At 61.6% G+C, this 23,175-nt stretch carries 26 protein-coding genes; 17 read left to right on the top strand and 9 right to left on the bottom strand.

The genetic code is table 11. The annotated features are described in order from the left end of the window. Nucleotides 1-4: 4 nt before the first annotated feature. The 12 genes from VFO29_08465 (at nucleotide 5) to VFO29_08410 (ending at nucleotide 9,491) form a co-directional block, all read left to right on the top strand. A complete protein-coding gene (locus tag VFO29_08465; GenBank protein ID HET9393531.1) occupies nucleotides 5-553 on the top strand; it encodes a GNAT family N-acetyltransferase in 549 nt (182 codons plus the stop codon). After that, a complete protein-coding gene (def, locus tag VFO29_08460; protein HET9393530.1) occupies nucleotides 553-1,071 on the top strand; it encodes a peptide deformylase in 519 nt (172 codons plus the stop codon). Before VFO29_08465 ends, def begins: the two co-directional genes overlap by 1 nt. Beyond that, nucleotides 1,068-1,976, top strand: coding sequence for a methionyl-tRNA formyltransferase (gene fmt / locus VFO29_08455; protein ID HET9393529.1), 909 nt, complete (start codon nucleotides 1,068-1,070; stop codon nucleotides 1,974-1,976). Before def ends, fmt begins: the two co-directional genes overlap by 4 nt. Beyond that, the gene (gene rsmB, locus VFO29_08450; protein HET9393528.1) at nucleotides 1,973-3,298 is read left to right on the top strand and encodes a 16S rRNA (cytosine(967)-C(5))-methyltransferase RsmB; all 1,326 of its coding nucleotides are present in this window, start codon (nucleotides 1,973-1,975) and stop codon (nucleotides 3,296-3,298) included. The genes fmt and rsmB overlap by 4 nt, the downstream gene beginning before the upstream one ends. Next, entirely contained in the window at nucleotides 3,295-3,963 is a 669-nt protein-coding gene (locus VFO29_08445) for an FhaA domain-containing protein (GenBank protein HET9393527.1), read from the top strand. Before rsmB ends, VFO29_08445 begins: the two co-directional genes overlap by 4 nt. Then, nucleotides 3,960-4,388, top strand: coding sequence for an FHA domain-containing protein (locus VFO29_08440; protein ID HET9393526.1), 429 nt, complete (start codon nucleotides 3,960-3,962; stop codon nucleotides 4,386-4,388). Before VFO29_08445 ends, VFO29_08440 begins: the two co-directional genes overlap by 4 nt. Continuing rightward, a complete protein-coding gene (locus VFO29_08435; protein HET9393525.1) occupies nucleotides 4,379-5,062 on the top strand; it encodes a hypothetical protein in 684 nt (227 codons plus the stop codon). Before VFO29_08440 ends, VFO29_08435 begins: the two co-directional genes overlap by 10 nt. A 26-nt stretch (nucleotides 5,063-5,088) precedes the next feature. Next, the gene (locus tag VFO29_08430; GenBank protein HET9393524.1) at nucleotides 5,089-6,297 is read left to right on the top strand and encodes an FtsW/RodA/SpoVE family cell cycle protein; all 1,209 of its coding nucleotides are present in this window, start codon (nucleotides 5,089-5,091) and stop codon (nucleotides 6,295-6,297) included. Between the two features lie 65 nt (nucleotides 6,298-6,362). Next, nucleotides 6,363-7,487: a diguanylate cyclase gene (locus VFO29_08425; protein HET9393523.1), complete on the top strand. Its 1,125-nt coding sequence runs from the start codon at nucleotides 6,363-6,365 to the stop codon at nucleotides 7,485-7,487. An 11-nt stretch (nucleotides 7,488-7,498) separates the two neighbouring features. Further along, the gene (locus VFO29_08420) at nucleotides 7,499-7,948 is read left to right on the top strand and encodes a cytochrome c (GenBank protein ID HET9393522.1); all 450 of its coding nucleotides are present in this window, start codon (nucleotides 7,499-7,501) and stop codon (nucleotides 7,946-7,948) included. An 81-nt stretch (nucleotides 7,949-8,029) separates the two neighbouring features. After that, nucleotides 8,030-8,581 (top strand): hypothetical protein, encoded by a 552-nt coding sequence (locus VFO29_08415; GenBank protein ID HET9393521.1) that lies wholly within the window; start codon nucleotides 8,030-8,032, stop codon nucleotides 8,579-8,581. 37 nt (nucleotides 8,582-8,618) lie between these two features. Next, nucleotides 8,619-9,491: a DUF5996 family protein gene (locus VFO29_08410; protein ID HET9393520.1), complete on the top strand. Its 873-nt coding sequence runs from the start codon at nucleotides 8,619-8,621 to the stop codon at nucleotides 9,489-9,491. Between the two features lie 4 nt (nucleotides 9,492-9,495). Here VFO29_08410 and VFO29_08405 read toward each other — a convergent pair whose 3' ends face one another. The 4 genes from VFO29_08405 to VFO29_08390 all read right to left on the bottom strand — a co-directional run bounded on the left by VFO29_08405 (nucleotide 9,496) and on the right by VFO29_08390 (nucleotide 12,051). Continuing rightward, the gene (locus VFO29_08405; GenBank protein ID HET9393519.1) at nucleotides 9,496-10,074 is read right to left on the bottom strand and encodes a hypothetical protein; all 579 of its coding nucleotides are present in this window, start codon (nucleotides 10,072-10,074) and stop codon (nucleotides 9,496-9,498) included. A gap of 83 nt (nucleotides 10,075-10,157) precedes the next feature. Further along, a complete protein-coding gene (locus VFO29_08400) occupies nucleotides 10,158-10,643 on the bottom strand; it encodes a hypothetical protein (GenBank protein ID HET9393518.1) in 486 nt (161 codons plus the stop codon). 95 nt (nucleotides 10,644-10,738) lie between these two features. Then, the gene (locus tag VFO29_08395; protein HET9393517.1) at nucleotides 10,739-11,311 is read right to left on the bottom strand and encodes a dihydrofolate reductase family protein; all 573 of its coding nucleotides are present in this window, start codon (nucleotides 11,309-11,311) and stop codon (nucleotides 10,739-10,741) included. Continuing rightward, nucleotides 11,299-12,051: a hypothetical protein gene (locus VFO29_08390; protein HET9393516.1), complete on the bottom strand. Its 753-nt coding sequence runs from the start codon at nucleotides 12,049-12,051 to the stop codon at nucleotides 11,299-11,301. The genes VFO29_08395 and VFO29_08390 overlap by 13 nt, the downstream gene beginning before the upstream one ends. A 34-nt stretch (nucleotides 12,052-12,085) precedes the next feature. On the opposite strand from VFO29_08390, the gene VFO29_08385 reads away from it, so the two are divergent. Next, nucleotides 12,086-13,396, top strand: coding sequence for a cyclopropane-fatty-acyl-phospholipid synthase family protein (locus VFO29_08385; protein HET9393515.1), 1,311 nt, complete (start codon nucleotides 12,086-12,088; stop codon nucleotides 13,394-13,396). Here VFO29_08385 and VFO29_08380 read toward each other — a convergent pair. Further along, nucleotides 13,338-13,781, bottom strand: coding sequence for a Fur family transcriptional regulator (locus VFO29_08380; GenBank protein HET9393514.1), 444 nt, complete (start codon nucleotides 13,779-13,781; stop codon nucleotides 13,338-13,340). The genes VFO29_08385 and VFO29_08380 overlap by 59 nt on opposite strands. Before the next feature lie 54 nt (nucleotides 13,782-13,835). Between VFO29_08380 and VFO29_08375 the strand changes: the two genes are divergently transcribed. Genes VFO29_08375 through VFO29_08365 form a run of 3 tightly spaced genes read left to right on the top strand, consistent with a single transcriptional unit; the run spans nucleotide 13,836 to nucleotide 17,754 of the window. Beyond that, nucleotides 13,836-13,997 carry a hypothetical protein gene (locus tag VFO29_08375; GenBank protein HET9393513.1) on the top strand — a complete coding sequence of 54 codons (162 nt, stop codon included), beginning with the start codon at nucleotides 13,836-13,838 and terminating at the stop codon, nucleotides 13,995-13,997. After that, nucleotides 13,997-15,787: an acyl-CoA dehydrogenase gene (locus tag VFO29_08370; protein ID HET9393512.1), complete on the top strand. Its 1,791-nt coding sequence runs from the start codon at nucleotides 13,997-13,999 to the stop codon at nucleotides 15,785-15,787. Before VFO29_08375 ends, VFO29_08370 begins: the two co-directional genes overlap by 1 nt. Next, a complete protein-coding gene (locus VFO29_08365) occupies nucleotides 15,784-17,754 on the top strand; it encodes a 3-hydroxyacyl-CoA dehydrogenase NAD-binding domain-containing protein (protein HET9393511.1) in 1,971 nt (656 codons plus the stop codon). The genes VFO29_08370 and VFO29_08365 overlap by 4 nt, the downstream gene beginning before the upstream one ends. Here the strand turns inward: VFO29_08365 and VFO29_08360 are convergent. Genes VFO29_08360 through VFO29_08350 form a run of 3 tightly spaced genes read right to left on the bottom strand, consistent with a single transcriptional unit; the run spans nucleotide 17,751 to nucleotide 21,719 of the window. Continuing rightward, nucleotides 17,751-18,287 carry a hypothetical protein gene (locus tag VFO29_08360; GenBank protein ID HET9393510.1) on the bottom strand — a complete coding sequence of 179 codons (537 nt, stop codon included), beginning with the start codon at nucleotides 18,285-18,287 and terminating at the stop codon, nucleotides 17,751-17,753. The two genes, VFO29_08365 and VFO29_08360, sit on opposite strands and share 4 nt — an antisense overlap. 13 nt (nucleotides 18,288-18,300) lie before the next feature. After that, on the bottom strand, nucleotides 18,301-20,007 hold the full coding sequence (locus tag VFO29_08355; GenBank protein ID HET9393509.1) for a PDZ domain-containing protein: 1,707 nt from the start codon (nucleotides 20,005-20,007) through the stop codon (nucleotides 18,301-18,303). Then, complete coding sequence (locus tag VFO29_08350; GenBank protein HET9393508.1) at nucleotides 20,004-21,719, bottom strand: hypothetical protein; 1,716 nt, start codon at nucleotides 21,717-21,719, stop codon at nucleotides 20,004-20,006. The genes VFO29_08355 and VFO29_08350 overlap by 4 nt, the downstream gene beginning before the upstream one ends. A gap of 121 nt (nucleotides 21,720-21,840) precedes the next feature. Between VFO29_08350 and VFO29_08345 the strand changes: the two genes are divergently transcribed. After that, entirely contained in the window at nucleotides 21,841-22,107 is a 267-nt protein-coding gene (locus tag VFO29_08345; protein HET9393507.1) for a WGxxGxxG family protein, read from the top strand. On the opposite strand, the gene selD is transcribed toward VFO29_08345, so the two are convergent. Then, on the bottom strand, nucleotides 22,108-23,151 hold the full coding sequence (gene selD / locus VFO29_08340) for a selenide, water dikinase SelD (protein HET9393506.1): 1,044 nt from the start codon (nucleotides 23,149-23,151) through the stop codon (nucleotides 22,108-22,110). It lies immediately after the preceding gene. Nucleotides 23,152-23,175: the final 24 nt, after the last annotated feature.

The raw sequence follows: 23,175 nt of genomic DNA, 5'->3' as shown, positions 1-23,175 counted from the left end.
GCCGATGCCGCTGCCCGTAATTGAAACGCCGCGGCTGCGGTTGCGCAATTGGCGGGACGACGACCTCGTGCCATGGTTCGAAATGGGCGCCGATCCGCGCGTCATGGAGTTTTTCCCCGAGGTCTACGATCGAGAACGCTCGGACGCGATCGCGGCCAACGTCCGGCAGCGAAATGAAGCCAACCCGTACGGCTGGTGGGTCATCGAGGAGAAGGACGGAGAAGCGTTTGCCGGAGTGATCCAACTTGCCGACGTGCCGTTTGAAGCGCACTTTACTCCCGTGCGCGAGGTAGGGTGGCGGCTGCCGGAGAGATTCTGGGGACGGGGCTACGCGACCGAAGCCGCCCGTGCGATTCTCGACTACGCATTCGAAAGACTTGGGATGGACGAAGTCGTAGCGTTGACCACCGTGAAGAACGTCCGGTCGCGCCGCGTTATGGAACGCCTGGGAATGACGTACGACCCGAACGATGACTTCGACAATCCCCGCGTGCCTGAGGGGCATCCGTTCCAGCGCCACGTGCTCTACCGTATTCGCAGGGCCGCGCGCTGATGGCGTATCTCCGCCCGATTATGAAAGACGGTGAACCCGTCTTACGCAGAGTCGCAAAAAAAGTGGATCCCAAAGAGATCGCGGATCCATTGTTTCAACAGCTGATCGACGACATGTTCGAAACGATGTACGCTGCGCCGGGCGTCGGTCTGGCGGCGCCGCAGATCAATGTTTCCAAGCGGCTTTTTGTAGTTGATGCCGGCGAGGATGAAGAGCACCCCGAGGGCACCAAGCATGTCGTGATCAACCCGAAGATCGAATCGGCGAGCGAAGAACTCGAATTAATCGAAGGGTGCCTATCGGTTCCGGGCTTTGTCGGCGACATCGTGCGCTACGACCGCGTTGTCGTAAGCGGCCTCGATCGCAACGGCGCAAAGATTCGTCTTGAAGGCAGCGACCTGTTCGCGCAGGCGTTGCAGCACGAAATCGATCACCTAAACGGCGTGCTCTACATCGACAAGGCGAAAAATATTCGCAAGCCCAAGCCGAAAGACGAAAACGAAGAAGAAGAGATGTGAGGACGCTCTTCTTCGGAACCAGCGACTTCGCGGTTCCGAGCTTGGAGGTCACGGCCAAACGCACGGAGGTGCGCGGCGTCGTCACGCAGCCCGACCGCCCGGCGGGGCGCGGTCAAAAACTCCAAGCCTCTCCTGTGAAAGTGGCAGCGCAGCGTCTCGGTCTGCGCGTCTATCAGCCGGCGTCGTTGCGCGATTTTGTCAAGGAGCTCGGCGGCGAAGCGTTTGACTTGTTCGTGCTGGCTTCGTACGGCAAGATCGTACCGCAAGCTGTACTCGATCTGCCGAAGCTCGGGTCACTCAACGTGCATCCGAGTCTCTTGCCGAAATACCGCGGAGCGACGCCGATACAAAGCGCGCTGCGTGACGGCGCGGCGGAAACGGGCGTCACCATCATGCTGATGGACGCCGGCATGGATACCGGCGACGTCGTCCTGCAAGAGCGCACGCCCATTCTTCCCGGCGAAACATACGGCGAGCTGCACGATCGGCTGGCGCGCTTCGGCGCGCAGGCGCTCGCGCACGCCATTGACGCCGCGCGCGGCGGCGCGTTTCCGCGAACTCCGCAGATCGGCTCACCGACGCTCACGCGCCCCTTGCGCAAGGAAGATCTGGCGCTGGATTGGTCGTGGAGCGCGGAGCGGATCGTGAACCACGTGCGCGCGCTGTCGCCGCAGCCGGCGGCGCGGGCGACGATCGCAGACATCCCGGTGAAGATACTGCGCGCGGAAGTTGCGATGTGGAACCGCCCGCTGCTCGATCCTGGACAGATCGCCGGCATGATCGGCGATGCGCTCATCGTGAGTTGTGGCGATGCGGCAGTCAACGTGCTCGAAGTGATTCCGCCGAACCGGCCGCGGCAGAGCGGTGCGGCGTTCGGCGCGCCGCTGCTCGTAAAAGGCACATGACGCCACGCGAGACGGCGCTGCACGTAGTCCGCGACGTGTTTCAGGCCGACGCTTCGCAAGATCGCGGTGCGCAAGAATCGCTAGAGTACCGTTCGCAGAAGGGCGAGCTCGACGCCCGCGATCGGGCGTTCTGCACGAACCTCGTTTTCGGCGCAATCAAAATGCGGCGCACGCTGGACTGGTATTTGCAGCCGTACGTCGGCGGACGCGATAAGGCACTCCCGCCCGTCATCGCTGAAATCCTACGCCTGGCGATCTACGAGTTGCAGTTCACCGCGGCCAAAGATCACGCGGTCGTGAGCGAATGGGTGAACCTCGCCAAGCGATACGGACATCGCGGAACTGCCGGTTTGGTGAACGCGGTGCTGCGCGGTTTTCTGCGCGACCGGCCGGCAGCGCCGGCGCCGGAAGACTTCGATAACGAAGACGACTATCTCGGAACGTTATACTCATACCCGACGTGGATTGTCCGGCAGTGGCGCGCCGTTTTCGGCAGCGAGCAACTCGTCGACGTATTGAAAGCATGCAACGAACCCGCGCAGCCGGCGGCGACGGTGAATCGCGCGAAGGGCACCCGCGCCGAGCTGCAGACCTGGTTCGCGCAGCGCGAGGTGAAGACGCAGCCCTCGGAGTTGGCGGAGGATTCGCTCTTGCTGGAAGGCGGCGCGCTCGCCGCAGCCGGCCAAGGCGAGTCCGGTGAAGCGTGGTGGCTCCAAAGCGAATCGTCCGCTATGGTCGTGGACGTGCTGAACCCGCAGCCGGACGACAAAGTCATCGACGCATGCACCGGTCGCGGGAACAAAGCGCTGCAGATCGCGGCGCGCATCGGCGATGAACGGCCTGTGCTCTGCATCGATCGCGACCGGCGCAAGATACAGATGCTCGAGAAGCGCGCGACGGCTGCCGGTCTGGCGGTCGAAGCAGTGGCGGAAGATGCGACGGTTCCGGTCACGACGCAACGCGCCGATCGTATACTGATCGATGCGCCATGTTCGGGTTTGGGCGTGCTCGGCCGCCATCCCGAAGCGCGCTGGCGGAAGCGCCCCGACGACGGCGAACGCTTGGCTCTCACGCAGCGCGCGCTGTTGGATGCGCTTGCGCCGCAGCTCTACGAGGGAGGCGCCATTGTGTACGCCGTCTGCTCCACCGATCCGCGCGAAACAACTGATGTGATCGAGTGGTTCTTGGGCGCCTATAACGTAGAGCGTGGATTGATTCCGGCGCATTTCGCCGAGCTGCAAACCCCAGCCGGCGATTTGCTCGTTCCACCGGGACTACAAGGGCGCGACGGATTTTACGTCGCCCGGCTGGAGCGGCGGTGAGTTTTTTTGGGCGCGTTGAGGAAGCCTGCGCGGCGTTTGTCGAGCGCGCCTTTGCCAACATGTTTCCGAGCGACCTCGAGCCCGCGCAGATCGCGCGCAAGCTCGTCGCAACCATGGAAGCGCGAACGCGTCAAACTGATAACGTCACGGTCGCGCCCGCGCACTACACCGTGTACGTGCATGCCGCCGACTATGAACGCCTGGCTCCGCACCGCGCGTATCTCGAAGGCGAATGGTCGGCGCTGCTCGCCGACGTCGCCGAGCGCGTCGGGATCTCGTTCGAGACGCCGCCGCGCGCCGAACTACGGGAAGGCTCGGAGATGGTGGCCGGCGCGGTCGAAATTGCGACGGAAGCTGACGATGAGGCGCGCGATCGCAGCGCCTACGTCCTGCGCATGCTGGGCGGGATCGCGAGTGAATCCGAATTCCGGATCAACGGTGCGGCGCGCGTCGGGCGAAGCCCCGAGAGCGACGTGCATTTGCCGGATCCCAGCGTCTCGCGGAACCACGCGCTGGTAGACGTGCAAAACGGTTCGCTAGTCGTGCACGACGCCGGTTCGACGAACGGAACGTACGTGAACAGAGAACGCATCGATTCGGCGGTGCTCAAGGCCGGCGACGTAGTGGCGTTCGGCAAAGCCGAGTTGCGCGTGGAGCAGCCGTGACGTTCCCCGCGCAGATGCGCATCGGATCGTTCGAAATACTCTGTGCGCTGGCGGTTTTTGGCGCGATCGTTGGCCGAAGCCGCTTCGCGGCCGTGCCCCGCACCCCGCACGACCTGCGGGTGAATCTGGTTTTGCCGAGCCATACCGCGACGCTCACGGTCTCCGAAGGTCATCCGCCGCGGGTCATTGGGCGTTCTTCTGATGCGGACGTCGCGCTCGGCGACCCTGAGGTTAGCCGCCGCCACGCGACACTTCAGGCCGCGCGCGGCGTACTCTATCTGACGGATCTGGGCAGCCGAAACGGGACATATCTCAATGGAAAAAAACTGGGCGGCGAGGGTATTGAAGTCAAAATTGGGGATCATATAGACGTGGGGAACACCCGGCTCGATATAGCCGAGATCGAGGGCTTGCCGTGGACGTAGCGGTAAGCGGCGACCGCGGCTGCTGCGTTTCGGAGCAATTGGCGCCCGAGAGTTATCTTTTCGCGGTGGCCACCGGCTTCGGACGAATCGGCGGTGAGGCGGCGGCTCCGCTGGCGCTGGGAAAACTGCGGCACGAGCTCGAGCGACGGGTCCGCGGGGTGCTCTTCCGCCGCTCGCAACGGCGGCCGCGCGCGGTGACGGGCGCGCTCAGCGGCGCAATGGCGTGCGTCAACGACGAACTGCACGCGCGCAGCGCTTCGCACGAAGACTACGTCACTGCCGGCGTTTCGATGACAGCCGTGTTGCTCGTTGCGCAACGCGCCTATCTGGCGCACATTGGATCGACCGCCGCCTATCTGGCGCGCGACGGTTCGATGATGCCGCTCACCAAAAACGACGCCTTTGACGGCGAGCGCGGTTTGCCGATCTTGATGCGCGCATTAGGACTCACGCCGAGTCTCGATCTTGCCGTTTCCGCATTCACGCTTTTCGATGGGGACGCACTCGTGCTTGCGGGCCGTCCGCTTCCCGAGACCTCGGAACGGCTTATCGTCTCATTTAGCGGCGTTGCGGAACCGCAGGTTCCCGCGCCCGCCAAGGCGCACACCGCACAATCGATACTGACAGGGATCCTGGCGGCAGTTCTGTTTTACGCACTGCTCGCTTTACGATAGCGACCATCCTGCGGCGCGCTTTTCCCATGGCGGCGGCGCTGGCGGTTTCCGCATTGGCGCTTTCGTTTGCGCCGCCTAAAACTATCGGACCGCCATGGCTGTTGGCGGTTTTGGTCGTGCTCAGTCTGGTCTGGGTGTTGGTGCAGCCGCGCGCGTCCACGCGCGATGACGCACTGCCGGCGCTGGCCGTCGTCTTGTCGGCGTTTGGCCTGCTGGTAATCGCGCGCATTTCGCCGGTGCTGGCGCAGCGGCAACAATACTGGCTGCTGGCGTCGCTGGTGCTGGTGATTGCACTCGGTCCGGCGTTAGCGAACTTTCGCCGCATGGCGGCGATCAAATACTTGTGGGTGCTGCTGTCGCTGGTGCTCTTCGTGCTGCTGCTGACTCCGTTAGGACAGGAAGTCAACGGCGCGCGCCTGTGGATCCGCATCGGCGCGATTCAATACGAACCCATCGAACTGATCAAACTCTTCATCGTTTTCTTTTTGGCGGCGTACCTGGCCGAAACGGCGGATGTGATCGCGGCCGCGCGCGCGTGGTCGATTCGCGCTAACCTGAAATATTTGGGGCCGCTGATTTTGGGTTGGGGTTTGTCGATGGCGATCTTGGTGCTGCAGCGCGATATCGGTATGGCTGCGCTGCTGCTCGCAACGTTCGCGGTGCTGCTTTATGCGGGAACGCGGCGCATCGATCTGCTCGTCGGCAGTTGTGCGATCTTTATCGGCGTTGCGTTTTGGGCCGTGCGTCATTACAGCTACGTGAGTACGCGCATCGCGGTCTGGCGTAACCCGTTCGCCGATCCGCTCGGTTCCGGATATCAAGCCTCGCAGGGATACTACTCGCTCGCGGCCGGCGGCTTATTCGGCACGGGCTATCGCTTGGGCCACCCGACGTTTATCCCGGCCGCCGCGACCGACTACATCTACGCCGCGATCAGCGAGGAGTTCGGCCTGATCGGCGCGCTGATCTTGCTGTCGCTATTCTTGTTGCTGGTTTACCGGATCTTGGCCATTGCGAACGCGCAGCCGGACCTCTACACGAAGCTGTTGGCCATCGGGTTGGGTGCGACCATGGCCTTTCAGGTCTTCATCATCGTGGGCGGAGTCGTCGGGCTCTTCCCGCTCACGGGCATTACGCTGCCCTTCATTTCGTACGGCGGCAGCTCGCTCGTCGCTAACTTTTTGTTGGTAGCGCTAGCTTGGGCCATGAGCTCGGAACGAACCGCGCCTCGATAGTCCGAAAGGCCCGTTTGTTACGCTTGTGTTCAGGCTGGAGGCCCGGGCCTTAAACACCTGAACAAATGCCCATGGTAATCGCCGGGCTCTTTTTTGGGGTTCTGCTGGCCTTAGGGCTGGGCAGTTTGTACGTTGCGGTTACCGTGCGCGATCGCAGCGCCTCATGGTTCGTCGGGTTCGTTGGCGCGCTGATCGTCCACGGGCTGGTGCTCGCCGGGCACGGCAACGATTACCTGGTACTGGCCACCGAGATTCTGTCATTCGTAACGTTCCTGGGTTTCACGCGCAGCTTTCTGCAAACCCGATCCGCCGCGCCGGCGTGGGATCGAGCGCTTCTCGCCGCTTTCGCCGTAATCGTCATTGGGGACGTCGCGCGCCATGCGTTTTCGGCTAGCCAGATCCTCACGGTAGGCGCTTTCGTCGCGCGGCTCGCCGCCGTGGCTATCACGATCGGTGCAGGCATCACACGCGCGCGCGCGGGCTATCAGCCCGCCCGTTTTTTCGTGCTCGCGTTTGTGCCGGCGGTAATAGGCAATTGGGGCTTCGCCGAAAACGGCATGGGATTCGGGGCGATGGCCGAGTGCCTCATCTTGTCGTTCGGTCTGCTCGATCGCATGCGAATTCTCGATCGCGAACGATTGAAGGCGCAGGCGGAACTGGCGCGCACGGCGCAGCGCAATACGGAGCTGAAAACGCTGGCGACGCGCGACCCGCTGACGGGAATCGACAACCGTCTGGCATTCTTTGAAAAATTCGAGGACGAGATCGAATATGCGCGCCGTACGGGCTTGCTGATCGGCGTTCTCTACATCGATTTGGACGATTTTAAAGTCGTCAACGACCGGTATGGTCACCGGGTCGGTGACATCTTGCTGCAGATTTTCTCGCGGCGCCTGAAAAACGCCGTGCGCCCGTCGGACACGGTGGCGCGTTTAGGCGGAGACGAATTCGCGGTCTTGGCCAATGGGCTGGGGGATGCGGGGATTTTGGATTCCGTCAAGATCAACGTCGAGCACATCCTCGACACTCCGATCGTGGTTGACGGAGCGCTCGTCACCGTCGGAATGAGCATCGGCACCGCGATCTATCCGCGGGACGGTGAAGAGGCGGACGCGTTAATCGAATCTGCCGACCGGCGTATGTACCACGCCAAGCACGCGGGCGCGCAGGCCCCGGCCGGGGAGGGCTAAAAGCACGGCGGATGCAGCGAATAATCGGCGGCCTCTTGTCCGCGGCGCTCCTGGCGAGCGGTCTCGCGGCGTGTTCCAGTAGCAACAGCGCAAGCACGTCGAGCAGCACCGGAGCTTCGACGAATAACACGGCGAAGACCATGACGGCGTCGAACGGCGCGGCAGTCTTCAATACGAATTGCGCCAGTTGTCATCAGTCCGACGGGAAGGGCGGAGCCACTGCTCCGGCACTCGCGGGCAACCCGCTCGTTACCGGCCCCGCGAACAAAGTCATTCACATCGTGAAGAACGGTTTGACCGGAGCGGTGACGGTGAACGGCAAGTCCTACAACGGCATCATGCCGGCTTGGAAAGGCGTAATAAGCAACGACGACATCGCGGCGGTCATTACGTACGTGCGATCGTCTTGGGGCAATAAAGCGAGCGCGGTAACTTCGGCTCAAGTCGCGTCCACGCCGTAACGCGGGGTTAACGAGGGTTCGGCAGCTTAGCGTTTACGATAGGCGCTGAGCGGGGAGCTATGCGGCAAAGGAGCCCACGATATGAAAACTGCCGCACTTTTCCTGGCCATGGCCGTAGCCGTCTCGGCGCTGACCGCGCAGGCGAAACCGCCGAAAGCCCACCATGACAACGGACGCCACATCGGTGAGATGCGCAAACTGCAGTTTGCGACGCTCTCCGACGGGCAGATCGCCTTCGCGCTGAATCACCGGCAGCAAGCCATCGCGCAGCTTCGTTCGATGCGCAAGATCGATGCAAGCCGCATCCGCATCGTGCGATTGACCGCCGTGCAGAAGGCGCGTTTCCATGTCTCGCTACTGGATGGCGCAATCGCGTACGAGCAGTTCAATATGCCGGACACGCATTCGGACGTCGCCCAGATTTTCAATACGAACAATCCGCTGCTGCAGCAACTGCAGAGTCTTCTCGCGGGCGTGTTGGTGACCAACGCCATCAATAACGCTACAGGCGGCTCGAGCGGCGGGGCGACCGCGACGTTGGCGCAGGTGCTCTTGAACAGCGGGATCCCGCTCAGCGACCTGCTCGGAGTCTTCTTCGATCCCTCCGGTTTTTTGAACGCCATCGTCGGCTAGACGGGGACCCATTCGCGCGCCGCAGAACGGCGCGCGAATGGACGATCCGCGCTGGCCCGCGCTTCCACTGGAAGAGTGGAAGGACACCTGTGACACGCTCCACCTCTGGACGCAAGTGCCGGGGAAAGTGCGCCTCGCACTCTCACCCGAAGAGCCGGAGTGGCAGCAGGTTGTGCTCTATACGAACGCGCGCGGATTAACGACGGGACCCATGCCCTATCGAGGGCGCACGTGTGAGATCGCATTCGATTTTCTCGCGCACAAGGTTTTCATTTGGACCAACGAAGGCCCGACGCGCGAGATTGCGCTCGTCCCGATGAGCGTTGCCGCATTTTACAACGCGATGCTGAACGCGTTGAAGGAGCTGGGGATTGCCGTCCAACTGAATCCGGCGCCACAGGAAGTCCCGAATCCCATTCCGCTGGACGAAGACACGACGCATGCGTCGTACGATCGCGATGCCATCGCAAAGTTTTGGCAGATACTCTCGACCGTTGACATGATCGTGCGTGAACATCGCGCGCCGTTCCGTGGACGGCATACGCTCGTGCAGTTTTTCTGGGGGACTTTCGATCTCGCGTACGCGCGGTTCTCCGGGAAGCCCGTTGTGCTACCGCCGGACGCGAATCTCATGATGCGCAAAGGCGGCGACGCGCAGGAAGTCTGCACGGGCTTTTGGTTTGGCGACGATCGCCTGCCCGAACCCGCGTTCTACTGCTACGCCTATCCGAAGGTGGAGGGTCTTGAAACCGCCGGTGTTCGCCCGGGCGCGGCCGGTTGGAACACCGATCTCGGCGAGTTTATCATGCGCTATGAAGACGTTCGCACGGCGAAATCGCCGCGCGACGCCGTCACGGAATTTTTGAAGAGCACGTTCGACGCTGCTTCATCGAATTGGGCCGCTTCGTAGTCCTTTAAGCTGCTGCGGCGAGTTCGGTTGCAAAAAGCCGCGCCACGTAGTCGCACATTCCCGGATCGATGCGCGCCAGGCGCGTGCGCGTCGCGCGCGGCCAAAATGAGTGCGGATCGTTTGCTTCGACGTACGCCCGCATACACTCGGCGAAATACTCGTCGGCGCCGGTCGCCGCATACGGCGTGATGAAGGCGCGTGCTTCGCTGAAGAGCCGGCGCAGTACCGGATCGACGCCCGAACGGTAGACGCCGCCCCCTAGGGCGCAGTCCAATGCGTGGCCGAATTCGTGGGCGACCGTCATCGCGCTGCGCGAACGCAAATAAACCGTACGTTCTTCGACCACAAAAAGGCCCGCCGGCGGAGCGGGCCATGCATCGACGTCGATCGCCAAGCGTCGCAGCGCGGGCGATCGAGCGCTGTAGGGTTCACGCCGGCGCAGCGGCACGACGCGAATGCCTTGGCGTTGCGAAAAACGCAGCGCATCGGGACCGAATTTTAAGAGGGTCCGCACGACGCAGGCATGTTCGTAAGGCCGGCCGTCAAGAAGCGCGAGTGCGGCGTCGCGCGCGGATTGCAACATCCGCACCACTCTGCCCCCCGGCTATGAACTGCGAATGTCCGGTTCGTTACTGATTTACGGCGTGCACTGCTGCAGCGCGTGATTCATAGGTGGCCTGCGCCGACGCACGCATAAGAGAATGTTGGAAGCGGACCCACTTCGGAAATTGGGCCTGTTGAGGTTTCGGTCACACTAAGGCCGGATGGACACGTCACCGCGTCTGTAGCGCATGTATACCAGATCTTGTCTCCCGCCGCTATGTAGCCTTTGCCGGTTTGGTGGAAGCCCGTCGCGCAGGCGAGGTTTTCTAGCTCTCCGCCGCTGCGGCTACACATATAGCCGAACACGGTTTGGTTCACGCTGTACTTGCTGCCGGTAAACTGCGCAGAACAGAGCGCCGTTGCGCTGCACTTGTATTTCACATTTTGAGATAACGCCGGATAGGTGGCAGGATTGGGATTGAAACCCATGTAGCACGTAGCGTTCGTGTATGCCGCGCGGGTAGCGCCGCCCGAGGGCGGCGGTGCAGCGCTGGCGACAGTGACCCCCGCAATAAAAGCGCCGGTTGCTAGAATTGCAAAAAGTCGCATGCGATTGCTCCTTACTCTCGGCTCCTAGTAACGCCGTTGGCCGGTTGAATAGTTCGAAGACTGCGGGGAGCGGACCCCTCCCGGTGCCCGCTTTGTTACGGATTTACGGGGCGCGCTGCCGTGCGATAGTGCAAATGGATTACTCCACTGCGGAAACGGCGCGTGCCGAGAAGCTCTAGGCTCCGGTGTAAGCCGGACCGGAACGCCGGCTTTCCGCCGCCGACGATCACAGGATTGAGAAACAGATGACATTCGTCGACCAGATCGGCTTCGAGCGCAAGCCCCGCAAGCTCGGCGCCGCCAATGGTGATGTCCCGCTCGGATTCCCGCTTGAGCTTCCGGATGGCCTCGGGGTCGAAATCTCGCACGATTCGCATGTTGGTCGTCGTAGCGGTCGTCAGCGTTCGTGAAAAGACGATGTTCTCGGCGTTTTGCCAGACCCGAGCGAAGTCACGTTGCTCCGGTGGATAGCTGTCCAGAGGCGCGTCCCAGTGGGACATCGTTTGGTAGAGTCGCCGCCCGAGAAGATGGGTTCCGATTGGCCGCACGAGCTCGGTGATGAACTCGAACACCTGGTCGGGACTTACCCAGTCGAAATTACCGGTTTCGTCTTCAATGTAACCGTCAACTGACAGATTGGTGATGTAGATGAGCTTTACGGCGTGCACTGCTGCAGCGCGTCGGTCACGAGTTTGGCGGCGTCGGCTTCGGCGCTGCGCGCAGCTGCGCGTTGTTGTTCGATCTGTGATGTGACGGGCGCGAACGGGTTGTAGGTCGGACCGACCGTGCCGGCGTCATAGGCCGGGTCGCGAAGACCGGGATTTCGATTGTGGACGCCGGCCGCGAACAGGTTGCCGGCCGCAGGCGCCAAGTTCGAAATCGGAGCGGGTTGCGACGATTGCGCATTGCCCAGGATAAACGTGCCGGTCCAATTGCCGGGCGGGCCCGCGCCTTGCAGTTCGCCGAGCTGCGAAGTCGCCACAAAACCGCTGATAACATTGAGCGATGCTTTTTGCTGCACTGCGACGGCTTGAAGCTTCGCGCGGATGGCCTGCAGCTTCGGGTCGTCCGGCTTGCGTTCCAGCAATGCATCGACGCGCTTCACGTTCGCAATAATCGGCGTTTCGAGTTTTTCGAGCCGGTAGAGATCGAAGTGCGCGCGTGCTTCCGAGCCCGCCAAGATGTCGTCGTGATAGAGCGTTGCAAAGGCCGGTTTGCTCGACGCGATCAAATCGTCGTTCGCCAAAACGCTCACGATCGCGGGCCCGATGATTTCATACAGCTCGGTGCAGAAGGGCGTCGAGCGTACTGAGCCGATGACTTTGAGCGCCGGGAGCGGCGTGGGCGAGGGGCTTGGAACGGGCGGCGCCACGGCCGTGGCGGCGAGCACTAGCGCAAGGAAGTGCATGAGGGCTTTTCTTCCACACCGAACCTCGACGGGCATGCAAATCGCCACCGAACGCTTTGCTAGCGAAGACCCGTACGCGCGTATCGCGGCCGCGGTGCTACGTATGCTGTTCGGCCAAGCGTACGCGCGCGATTTTTCCATCGCGCTGTGGGACGGCACTGCCGTTCCCGCGTCGAGTTATAGCCGGTTCACGCTGCGCGTGAACGATCCCGGAGCGCTGCGCGCCGCCTTCACGCCGCCCGTGGATCTCAACGCCGGGCGAGCATTTGCGGCCGGCCTGCTCGACGTCGAAGGCGACATGGAAGCGGCGGTGGACGAGATGCTGCATATCGTCCAGCATCCGCCGCCGGCGACGCTCGTACGATTGGCGTTGCTCCTGCGCCGCTTACCGCGCGTGCAATTGCCGCAACTGCGAGAAGCGCACTTACGCGGAAGACTTCACTCGCTCGCGCGCGACCGCGCCGCCATCGGGTTTCACTACGATCAGCCCGTTGAGTTCTACCGCGCGTTTCTGGATCGCAATTTGGTGTACTCGTGCGCGTATTTTGACGACGGCGTGGAGGACTTGGAGAGTGCGCAGATTGCCAAGATCGATCACACGCTGCGCAAGCTGCGGTTAGCTCCGGGCGAACGGCTATTGGATATCGGCTGCGGCTGGGGTGCGCTCGTCGTCCGGGCCGCGAAGAAGTTTGGGGCGCAAGTCCTGGGCGTCACGCTTAGCGAGCGCCAGGCGCGCGAAGGCGTTCGCGCGATTGCAGCCGAGAGCTTAGGCCACCGCGCGCGCATCGAGCTGCTCGACTACCGCGAGCTGCCGAAGACCACATTCGACAAGATCGTCAGCATCGGCATGTTCGAACACGTCGGCCGCAATAAACTTTCGGAATATTTTGCGACAGCATACCGGCTGCTGGAGCCGGGCGGACTTTTTCTCAATCACGGCATTGCCATGCACCAGCGCGATTCGCGCGACGGAAAGTCCACCGGCTTTATGGGACGCTTCATCTTTCCCGACGGCGAACTCGTGAACGTCGCGCAGAGTTTGCAGATCGCCGAGGAGGCCGGCTTCGACGTGCGCGACGTCGAGAATCTGCGCGAGCATTACGCGCGCACGCTGCGCGAATGGGTGCACAACCTCGAGCGCAATCGCAGCCAAGCGGTCGCGGCGGCGGGGGACCAATCGTATCGCGCGTGGCGCTTGTATATGGCTGCCAGCGCGCAAGGTTTTCGAAGCGCGCGGATCGGCGTGTATCAGGCTTTGCTGGCGAAAACGAAGGATGACGGCAGCGTTAACCTGCCGGCGACGCGCCGCGATCTGTACACTGACGGCACGTCCCATGCAAGCTGATCGAGACGTCGTGAACGTTCAAGCGATGCTTGCGCGCAAGTCCGTCAACGATATCGCTCGATAGCGAATACTCGACGTCCTTGATGCCGCCGCAAACGTCGCAGCGAAAGTGTGCATGCGCCGGCCAAGCCGGCTCGTAGTATGCGCTTTGGGCGCCGGGCAGCGATATCTCCGAAACCAACCCAAGTTCGCGCAGCCGGGCTAATGCGCGGTAGACAGTCGTGAAGCCGATGCCCTTGTGCTTGCTCTTCGCCAGAGCAAAAACGTCGGCGGGCGCCAGATGCGTGCCGCGAGCTTGTTCGCGCACGATCTCGTAGACCAGCCGGTAATTCTTGGTCAGGGAGGTTTGCGATTCGGTGGGCATGCGCCCGAGATTGTACCACACGCCCGGCTAGGCTGCCTCGTTCTGCGCGGCGAAGCCGCGGAGCCGGAGGGATACATGTACGAAGTCACCGTCGATGAACTGGCCGGCCTCTTGCGCCAAGCCGAAAGCGCGCACGCCGACTACGAGAAGCAGCTCGGTCACGCCGACGCGGATTGGCCGGCGTGGTACGCGCGCTTCGTTCTAGAGAAACTCGAGAAGGACGAAGTCGACCTCTAATGTCAGCTTATCAGGCTCCCCTGCGGGACATGCAGTTTGTCTTGCGGGAGCTGGCCGCGCTCGATGATATCGCCAAACTTCCGGGATTCGAAGAAGCCGCCGAGATGGCGGATCCGATTCTGGCGGAGGCGGCGAACTTTGCGAGCCAAGTCCTCGATCCAATCAATCAGAGCGGTGATAAAGAGGGCTGCACGTGGCGCGACGGCGCGGTGACGACGCCCAAAGGATTTAAGGAAGCGTACGCGCAGTTCGCTCGCGCCGGCTGGATCGGTTTGCCGGTTGCGCCCGAACATGGCGGTCAAGGTTTGCCGACGCTGATCTCGGGCGCGACGCTGGAGATGTGGAATGCCGCCAACGTCGGTTTTGCAAACGGTCCGCTGCTCAATCAAGGCGCGATCGAAGCCATCGAACTGATCGGTTCCGACGAGCAGAAGAAACGTTACCTTCCAAAACTCGTTTCAGGCGAATGGATGGGCACGATGTGCTTGACCGAGCCGCAAGCGGGTTCGGATCTGGCGCAAGTGCGCACCAAGGCCGTGCCGGAAGGCGACCACTATCGGATCAGCGGCCAAAAGATTTTTATTACGTTCGGCGAGCACGACATGGCGCCTAACATCATCCACATGGTGCTGGCGCGCTTGCCGGATGCGCCTACGGGTACCAAGGGCATCTCGATGTTCATCGTGCCGAAGTTCCTGATCGGCGACGACGGGAAACTAGGTGAGCGCAACGACGTGAATTGCGCCGGGATCGAACATAAGATGGGGCTGAACGCCAACCCGACATGCACATTGAACTACGGCGAGCACGGCGGCGCGTACGGCTATTTGATCGGCAAGCCGAACGAAGGCCTCAAGAACATGTTCATCATGATGAATGCCGCCCGTTTCAGCGTGGGCGTGCAGGGTTTGGGCATCGCGGATCGGGCTTACCAGAGCGCATTGCAATACGCGAAAGAACGGTTGCAATCTCGCGACATCGGCGCGCAAACCAAGGAGCCAAAGCACATCATCGAGCATCCCGACGTGCGCCGCATGCTCATGTCGATGAAATCGCAGATCGAGGCGATGCGTGCGCTGGCGTACGTCACGGCTGCCTCGCTCGATCTCGCGGCCAAACATCCCGATGCGAAGGTTCGCGAGCAGCACAAAGCATTTTGCGGGCTGATGATCCCGATCGTCAAAGGGTGGTGCACCGAGGCCGCGGTCGAGATTTGTTCGACCGCCCTGCAAGTCTTCGGAGGCCTGGGTTTCGTTGAAGAGACCGGCATCGCGCAACAATATCGCGACGTGCGCATCACAACCATTTATGAAGGCACGACCGGCATTCAAGCGCTGGATTTGGTCGGCCGCAAAATCGCGCAAGACATGGGGGCAACGGCAAAAGCCGCGCTGGCGGCGATGCGTGCGGACGCGGTGGGCCCAATTGGTCCGGCGCTCGCGCAGGCGGTCGACGCGCTCTCGGAGACTTCAATTTGGGTGGGCAAGACGGCCGTGGGGGACCTCCGCGTCGCCGTGGCGTGCAGCGTGCCGTATCTCAAATTGTGGGGTATTACGGCCGGCGGCTGGCAGATGGCGCGCGCCGCCAAAATTGCGGCGGATAAAATTGCTGCAAACGATCCGGAGAGCGAGTTCTACAAAGCGAAACTCGCGACGGCGAAATTCTACGCAACACACATCCTTTCGCGGGCTGCGGCACTGGCGCGCGAAATTGTCGAGGGTTCGGCAGACGTTTTGGGACTTAGCGAAGCGCAATTCGGCCTCGATCGAAAGACGACGGTGAACGCTTGAATCGCGTCATTACGCTCGACAATCCGCCGGTCAATGCGCTTTCATCGGCGTACTCCGAAAAAATCCTCAAAGAGATCCAAGCCGCCGAGAGTGATGCATCCGTAACCAGCGTTACGATCGCCGGCGCAAACGGATACTTCAGCGCGGGCGTGGATGTCAACGACTTTCAAAAAGGGTGGGATCCGAACGCCACGACCGTGCGCGACATCATCGACGCGGTTGAACGAAGCGAGAAGATCTACACGGCCGTGATCGATGGCCTCGCACTCGGCGGCGCGCTCGAACTCGCGTTGGCATGCGACCGGCGGGAGGCGACGCCGCGTTCAAAACTCGGCCTGCCCGAGATAAAACTCGGGCTCATCCCGGGCGCCGGCGGCACACAGCGTCTACCGCGACTGATCGGCGTGCAAGCAGCGCTGCAGATGATGCTCAAGGGCGATCCGATCGACGCCGACGCCGCAGCGAAGCTCGGGCTTATTGACCGTGTCATCCTGAGCGGCGCGCAGGATGCGCGCCCAGTCGAAGAGCCTGCCCTGAGCCTGACGAAGGGGCGCCCGAGCGAAGTCGAGGGCACGCACGAGAAACGCCGCATCTCGGAAACGAGTGCGAAGATCGATGCGAACGCGATTGAGGAGGCGCGCAAGTCGCTTCCGCCCGTCGAGAACGGCGGACTCGCAGCGCACAAGCTCATCGAAGCCGTGCAAGCATCGGAACTACCTTTCGAGCAAGGGCTCGCGCGCGAATACAAACTCTTTGACGAGCTCGTGAACTCGGCGCCCTCGCTTGCGTTGCGTCACGTCTTTTTCGCGGAGCGGGAGCTATCAAAAATCCCTGGCCCCTCGATACCTCGGGGTCCTTCGATACCTCAGGATGACAAAATAGAGACCGTAGGTGTCGTCGGCGGCGGCACGATGGGTACCGGAATATCGCTCGCGTTTGCGAATGCCGGCTTCCCGGTAACCATCGTCGAGCCGGTCGCCGAACAGATCGAACGATCGCGGCAGATGATTTCCACGATGTTCGCTAGCCAAGTCAAACGCGGGCGGCTCACAGAAGACGAGGCCCGGAAACGCGAATCGGCGATCACCTTCGCCGGCGAATACGCCGCGCTCGCGGATCGCGATCTGGTGATCGAAGCCGTTTTTGAGAACATGGACGTAAAGAAAGAAGTCTTTGCTAAGCTCGACTCCATCGTAAAGCCGGACGCAATTCTTGCCTCCAATACGTCCACACTCGATATTGACGAAATGGCCGCGGTAACAAAGCGTCCGGAAGAATTCCTCGGCCTGCACTTCTTTGCGCCGGCCAACATCATGAAGCTGCTCGAGATCGTCCGCGGGAAAGCGACGTCCGCGCAGACGCTCGCAACGGCTTTCAAACTCGCAAAACGGCTGCGCAAAGTAGCGGTCCTCTCGGCCAATGCGTTCGGATTCATCGGCAATCGCATGTTCTTCGAATACACGCGCGAAGCAATCGCGCTGGCAGAGGAAGGCGTTGCTCCGGCTCGCATCGATGCGGCGATGAAGAAATTCGGCATGGCGATGGGTCCGTTCGCAACCTTCGACCTCTCCGGCATCGACGTGTTTTGGCTCGTCGCGCAAGGACGGCCACAGCTCACGCTGGCGCGGACGCCGATCCTGGATACGCTTTACGAGCAGAAGCGGCTCGGACAAAAAACCGGCAAGGGCTTTTACACGTACGCGTCCGGCAGCCGCGAGGCGACCCGCGATGACGAGATCGAGTCGCTGTTTGCAGGATTGGCGAAGGAGGCGGGCATCGCTCAGAACGCGGGTGTGAGCGACGAGGAGATCGCGCGGCGAATCGTGCTCGCGCTCATCCAATCAGGTGAGGAGATCTTGCGCGAAGGCGTCGCGCTGCGGCCGGGCGACATCGACATCGTTTGGATTTACGGGTATGGCTTTCCGGCGTACCGCGGCGGTCCGATGTGGTACGCGAAAGCAGTTTAGCGGGTTGGCGAGGGCGAGGGAAGGCTGCGCGGCGACGTTGACGCAGCTGGAGAAGCCTTGCCGCTGGGCATCGGTGATGGCGATGGTGTCGCCCGTAATGTAACGGCCCAAGCGGGATACGATTTCAGCGCAACGCCGCGCGAAAGTTCCGAAGCGGCCTGCTTTGAATATCGAGTGTTCTTAAAAGTTCGACGCACGAACGTCAGCGCGCGAATCGCTGCAGTGCGAGCCGAAGCGCCGGGCAGATCCTCGTAGAGCTTCGCCAAGTTGATGCCCGTCGATCCCAGCCAGCCGTCTCTCGGAAACTGCGCCGCCCACTCGTAGTACGACTCGGCTGCAAACGCAGCGAGGTGCTCCGCTTCTTCCGGCAACAGTTTGTGATTGTCGTAGCGGCTTTTTATCTGCGCGATCTCGTAACGAATGCGCAACGCGCTCATCTTTAGCCGTCCGAAGTATTTGTCGGCGGGTGCGTTATCGGCGGGAGCGACCGCCACGACCAGGCTCAAGAGTAGGAGTGAAGCGATCGCCCTCACTCCCGCAGTATTCCTAAGATGGGACCGCTTGTAACGATCTCAGCTTCAAGATTTCTTCGCGCAGCGCTTGCGCTTCGATATGATCGTAGGTAACGGCTGCATTGTTGACCAGCGGCACGAGCGCTTGCTCGTCGTCGGTATCCAAGTCGGCGCCGTCTTCATGCACGCCGTAAAGGGCAAAGCCCGCAAGTTCCCGGCGGAATACCAAAGGAATGGCGAGTACGGGCACATCGTGGCGGTCGGGCGGAGCCTCGCGCATGGGCACATCGCTGACGCGCACGCAGTCAAGCTCCGAACTCAAAAAAGCAACCAGCGGATCGGATGTGGGAAGCGACGCGGCGGGCTCGTGTTTCCAACCCGCCCAGCGTTCCAACGCGAAGCCGTTGCCGCGGCGCAGATAGAGTGCCGCACCGGTCAGATCCAAGACCTCGACCGGCAGTCGAGTGAGATAGTCGGCAATCGCACTCGGATCGTCGACATGCACGACCGCCTTGGCGGCTTTGGCCAGACGCGTCTCCGCAATGTGCCGCTTCCGAAAAATCACGCGGTCGACCCCGGCATCGATGCGGTTGCGCATTCCGTGGAAGAAGAAGCCTAAGACGAGCGCGACGACGATATCGACGGGGAGGCTGAATCGCGCTTCCATGGTGCGCGATAAGAACAGATCGATGAGCGCGAAGACACCGACGATTGCGGTCGTCAGGATTCCGTACGCGACCGTGCGGCTAATGACGAAGTTGATGTCAACGACTCGCTCGCGGAAGATGGCATAGGCGACGACGAGTGGGAAAATCACTTGCGCTGCATCGATGGTCGTGTGAACCCAATATGGCTCGTACGCGGGCCACAGCAAGGCGTCGACGACATCGATCGCCACCCAGAAAATAAACCCCGCGGTTATCCAATGTAGGCGTTGGCGTAAGCGCATCGTTACGTGCGAGTACGCATCGAATAGGCCAAGGAGCGCAATCGCGTATGCGGCTATGTCGCACCAAGCCGTGAGCTGAGGCCAACCGATAGTGTCGTTGAAAACATAAAATGGAACGGTTGAAATAATTCCGAGCGCTGCAACGGCTGAAATCGCCGCGGTGCGCCAAGCGCCAAGCGGCCGGCGCGCCAGCGCGAAGGCAAAAAGCGCGAGGCCCGTCTTCGGAACTACGTTGAACAGCAGTATGTAAACGCGGAACCAGGCAGTGGAGACCGACCAAGGGAGGAGCCTGTCAGGCAGCACGGCGTTCGGCGGCGCGCCTCCGGCCGCCAGCGAGAACAAAAAGAATCCCCATGTTATCGGGCTTGGCCGCAGCAGCACCAGAAACACTCCGATGACCAGGGGCAGAAGAAACGCGAGTTCGCGAATGACGATGAACGCCGCTACGTTGCGTTCCGCAATGGCCCGCAGGGCTACATCCTCGAAGCGCCCGTGTTTCCAGATCTTGAACGTCAACGCGTCGCCGGGTGCGATTGCCAAGCCGCCGAGCGTTGCCCAACGGATTTTTTCGGGGAATGCGCTGATATCGATGCGGTCGCCAGGCCGTATTCCTGCGCGCTGCGCCGGAGAGTCCGGTCTTACGACTGTGACGATGGTTCCGTTCGTTCGAAAACCCCAGTCCCCGTTGGGATGCCCGACGACCCGAAGAAGATCCGGAAAATACGATACGCAAAAAAACAGCGAGAGCGCGACTACGACGGTGACGCGAAGTGCCGGGTGCGACGTTTTCATGAAACCACCACCTGCAGCGACCGCAACTGCCGGTTTTCCTCTCGCAATGCTTGCGCTTCAATGTGATCGTACGTGACGGCCGCGTTATTGACCAGCGGAATCAGCGCGCGTTCCTCATCGGCGTCCAAATCTGCGCCGTCTTCATGGGCGCCATAGAGCACAAATCCGGCGAGTTCCCGCCGAAACACAAGCGGCACCGCCAGGACCGGCGTGTCGTGGCGATCGGCCGGCTTCTCCCGCATCGGCAGATTATTGACGCGCACGCAGGCTAATTCAGAACTGATGAATGCAACCAACGGATCCGAAGTACGAAGGAGTGATTCAGGTTCGTGCTTCCACCCGACACAGCGCTCTAAAGCGAAGCCGCCGCCGCGGCGCATGTAGAGCGCGGCTCCGGTAAGTTCGAGCACTTCGGCCGGGAGGCGCGTGAGATAATCCGCGATGGCATCCGGCTCGTCCACGTGCACGACCGCCTTCGCCGCCTTGTCCAGCCATATTTCGGCGGCGTGCCGCTTGCGGAATATCACGCGGTCTACGCCGGCATCGATGCGGTTGCGCATTCCGTGAAAGAAGAAGCCCAGCACCAATGCAACGACGATGTCGACCGGCAGACTGAATCGCGCCTCCATGGTGCGCGACAAGAACAGGTCGATGAGCGCGAAGACGCCGACGATTACGGTCGTTAGGATTCCATAAGCCACCGTTCGGCTGATGACGAAGTTGATATCAACAACGCGTTCGCGGAAAATCGCGTATGCAACGGCCAGCGGAAAGATTATTTGCGACGCGTCGATCGCGGTATGGACCCAATAGGGTTCGTACGTCGGCCAGAGCAGCGCGTCGATCACGTCGATGACGATCCAATAGACGAAGCCGGCCGTGATCCAATGGAGCCTTTGACGCAAGCGCGGAGCGACGTGCGAGTAGGCATAAAAGAGTCCGGACAAAGCGATGATCGCGGCCAAAATATCGCAGATGGCGTTCAGGGCGGGGAACCCGAGCGCGGCAGTATCCGGAAATAGAAATGCCGGCACCGCTTCAGCTATTCCAAGTAAAGCGACCGCTGCGATGGCGCTCAACGGCCAAAAGCGGAGGGGGCGCCGCGCGAGGCTGAACGCGAACAGTACAAGGCCCGCCTTTGGAAGCGTCGTGAGGAGCAACGTGGCAAGGTCGCCCCACGCGGTTTGCCACTGCCAGCTGGTGATGACCCGCGACGAAAACACCGAGGTTGGCGGCGATCCTCCGGCGGCCAAGGAGAACAGAAAAAATCCCCACGTGATTGGGCTCGGCCGCAAGAGAACCAAGAAAATGCCGATCAGCAGCGGTATGAGAAACACCACTTCGCGGATGATGATGAAAGCGGGCGCGGTCGTTTCCTTCACGGCGCGCAGAGTCACGGGAGTAAAGCGGCCAAGGCGTTCGAGCCGGAATGAGATCGCATCGCCCGGCAAAGGCAGATAACCGCCCATAACATCCTCGCGGAATGCGGGAGTCAGCGCCGACAGATCGAGGCGCATTCCCGGACGAAGCCCGGCGCGCTGGGCCGGCGAGTTCGGCAAAACCGTCGTTACAATCTTACCATTTGTTCGGAAACCGAGGTCGCCGTTCGGATAGCCGGCGACTCGTATAAGATCTGGTAGATCGCTCAAGCAAAAAAAGAGCGCGAGCGCGATGACCGTGACGACGCGAAGCGCCGGATGCGAAGTCTTCATACGATCCTCCGAGTGTGGCGTTGGAAACGCCTTTTGGCGGGCAAGCGGCTGCCTCCCGTTCGACGGTTTGCCTCGCGGGTAAGAACCATGCAAACTTTCCTAAAGCTTTTTGGAGGAGTCAATGAGAATATCGATCGGCAAGTACGTCGCAGGCGCTGTTTTGGCAGTAGGTCTGGCAATGACGCCGGGCGCCGCTCTTGCTCAATACGCGCAAGCGACGACTGGTGCCGCCCCGTTAGCGAGCCCGGCGACAACGACAACGACCGGAACGACGTCCAGCGCCACGACGGCCTATACTGCGAATCCGCAAACCGGATTATGGGGATTGCTCGGATTGGTCGGATTGGTCGGCCTGTTCGGCATGCGCCGCGACACGACCATCAGCTAACTAGGCGACAACTAGAATCACGGGCTCCGGCGTAAGCGATCCGATTTCGCTTGCGCCGGCCAGCCCCGCATTCCTTAACGCGTGCACGAGTTCGGTGGATCGATCCGGCGGCACGGCGAGCAACAGCCCTCCCGACGTTTGCGCGTCGCACAACGCCAGCTGCATAGCGGCCGAAATACCCGGCGCGAACTGCACGCCGCGCTCCAACGCCAGCGTAAGATTTGTCCGCGTTCCGCCCGGAACGACATCAGCCGCTGCCAGCGCTTCGACGCCATCGAAAAACGTCACGGCTTGCGCCGAGATTTCAGCGCCCGCTCCGCCGGCTGTCATCTCGCTGAGGTGACCGATCAAACCGAAACCGGTGACGTCGGTCGCCGCGTTCACGTCAAATGCGGCCGCGATTTCTGCAGCTTGCCGGTTTAAAGTGAGCATCGACTCGATTGCGGGCCGCAGCGCGAAGTCATCGATCGCGTCGCTGCGCCGCGCGGTCGTCAGGATGCCGGTGCCGATTGGTTTGGTTAGGACAAGTGCATCGCCCGGTTTTCCGGTGTCGTTGCGCCAGATGCGATCGGGATGCGCGACGCCGGTTACAGCCAGGCCGTATTTCGGTTCGTCGTCTTTGATCGTATGGCCGCCGATGATCTCGATGCCGGCCTCGCGCGCCTTTTCTGCGCCGCCCGCCAAAATCGCGCCGATGATCTTCGCGTCCATGTTCTCGGGGAACGCGCCGATCGCCAATGCGCTTACCGGCCGGGCCCCCATCGCGTAGATGTCCGAAAGCGCGTTGGCCGCGGCGATGCGGCCGTAATCGCGCGGATCGTCCACGATCGGCGTAAAGAAATCGACGCTCTGCACCAAAGCGATCTCGTCCGTGAGCCGATAGACTCCGGCGTCGTCAGCGGTCGCCGTGCCTACCAGCACGTTCGGATCCGCTATCTTAGGCAGCTCGCGCAGGACCTGCGCGAGGACGGCTGCGTCCATTTTGGACGCTCAACCGGCGCAGCTGGAAAGATGCGTCAGCCGAAAGATGTCCTCTTTCGTCATGCATGGCTCTTCGCGCCGGCGGGC

The sequence above is a fragment of the Candidatus Rubrimentiphilum sp. genome (genome assembly GCA_035710515.1).
Lineage (GTDB): Bacteria > Vulcanimicrobiota > Vulcanimicrobiia > Vulcanimicrobiales > Vulcanimicrobiaceae > Rubrimentiphilum.
Note: the sequence above shows the minus strand (reverse complement) of the source record. Positions and strands in the feature narration are given on the sequence as shown.

Bases quoted from the DNA above. Each gene is read 5' to 3' on its own strand.
- VFO29_08465 (HET9393531.1), top strand. From the start codon at position 5: ATGCCGCTGCCCGTAATTGAAACGCCGCGGCTGCGGTTGCGCAATTGG.
- def (HET9393530.1), top strand. From the start codon at position 553: ATGGCGTATCTCCGCCCGATTATGAAAGACGGTGAACCCGTCTTACGC.
- rsmB (HET9393528.1), top strand. From the start codon at position 1,973: ATGACGCCACGCGAGACGGCGCTGCACGTAGTCCGCGACGTGTTTCAG.
- VFO29_08430 (HET9393524.1), top strand. From the start codon at position 5,089: ATGGCGGCGGCGCTGGCGGTTTCCGCATTGGCGCTTTCGTTTGCGCCG.
- VFO29_08425 (HET9393523.1), top strand. From the start codon at position 6,363: ATGCCCATGGTAATCGCCGGGCTCTTTTTTGGGGTTCTGCTGGCCTTA.
- VFO29_08420 (HET9393522.1), top strand. From the start codon at position 7,499: ATGCAGCGAATAATCGGCGGCCTCTTGTCCGCGGCGCTCCTGGCGAGC.
- VFO29_08415 (HET9393521.1), top strand. From the start codon at position 8,030: ATGAAAACTGCCGCACTTTTCCTGGCCATGGCCGTAGCCGTCTCGGCG.
- VFO29_08410 (HET9393520.1), top strand. From the start codon at position 8,619: ATGGACGATCCGCGCTGGCCCGCGCTTCCACTGGAAGAGTGGAAGGAC.
- VFO29_08405 (HET9393519.1), bottom strand. From the start codon at position 10,074: ATGTTGCAATCCGCGCGCGACGCCGCACTCGCGCTTCTTGACGGCCGG.
- VFO29_08400 (HET9393518.1), bottom strand. From the start codon at position 10,643: ATGCGACTTTTTGCAATTCTAGCAACCGGCGCTTTTATTGCGGGGGTC.
- VFO29_08390 (HET9393516.1), bottom strand. From the start codon at position 12,051: ATGCACTTCCTTGCGCTAGTGCTCGCCGCCACGGCCGTGGCGCCGCCC.
- VFO29_08385 (HET9393515.1), top strand. From the start codon at position 12,086: ATGCAAATCGCCACCGAACGCTTTGCTAGCGAAGACCCGTACGCGCGT.
- VFO29_08375 (HET9393513.1), top strand. From the start codon at position 13,836: ATGTACGAAGTCACCGTCGATGAACTGGCCGGCCTCTTGCGCCAAGCC.
- VFO29_08370 (HET9393512.1), top strand. From the start codon at position 13,997: ATGTCAGCTTATCAGGCTCCCCTGCGGGACATGCAGTTTGTCTTGCGG.
- VFO29_08355 (HET9393509.1), bottom strand. From the start codon at position 20,007: ATGAAAACGTCGCACCCGGCACTTCGCGTCACCGTCGTAGTCGCGCTC.
- VFO29_08350 (HET9393508.1), bottom strand. From the start codon at position 21,719: ATGAAGACTTCGCATCCGGCGCTTCGCGTCGTCACGGTCATCGCGCTC.
- VFO29_08345 (HET9393507.1), top strand. From the start codon at position 21,841: ATGAGAATATCGATCGGCAAGTACGTCGCAGGCGCTGTTTTGGCAGTA.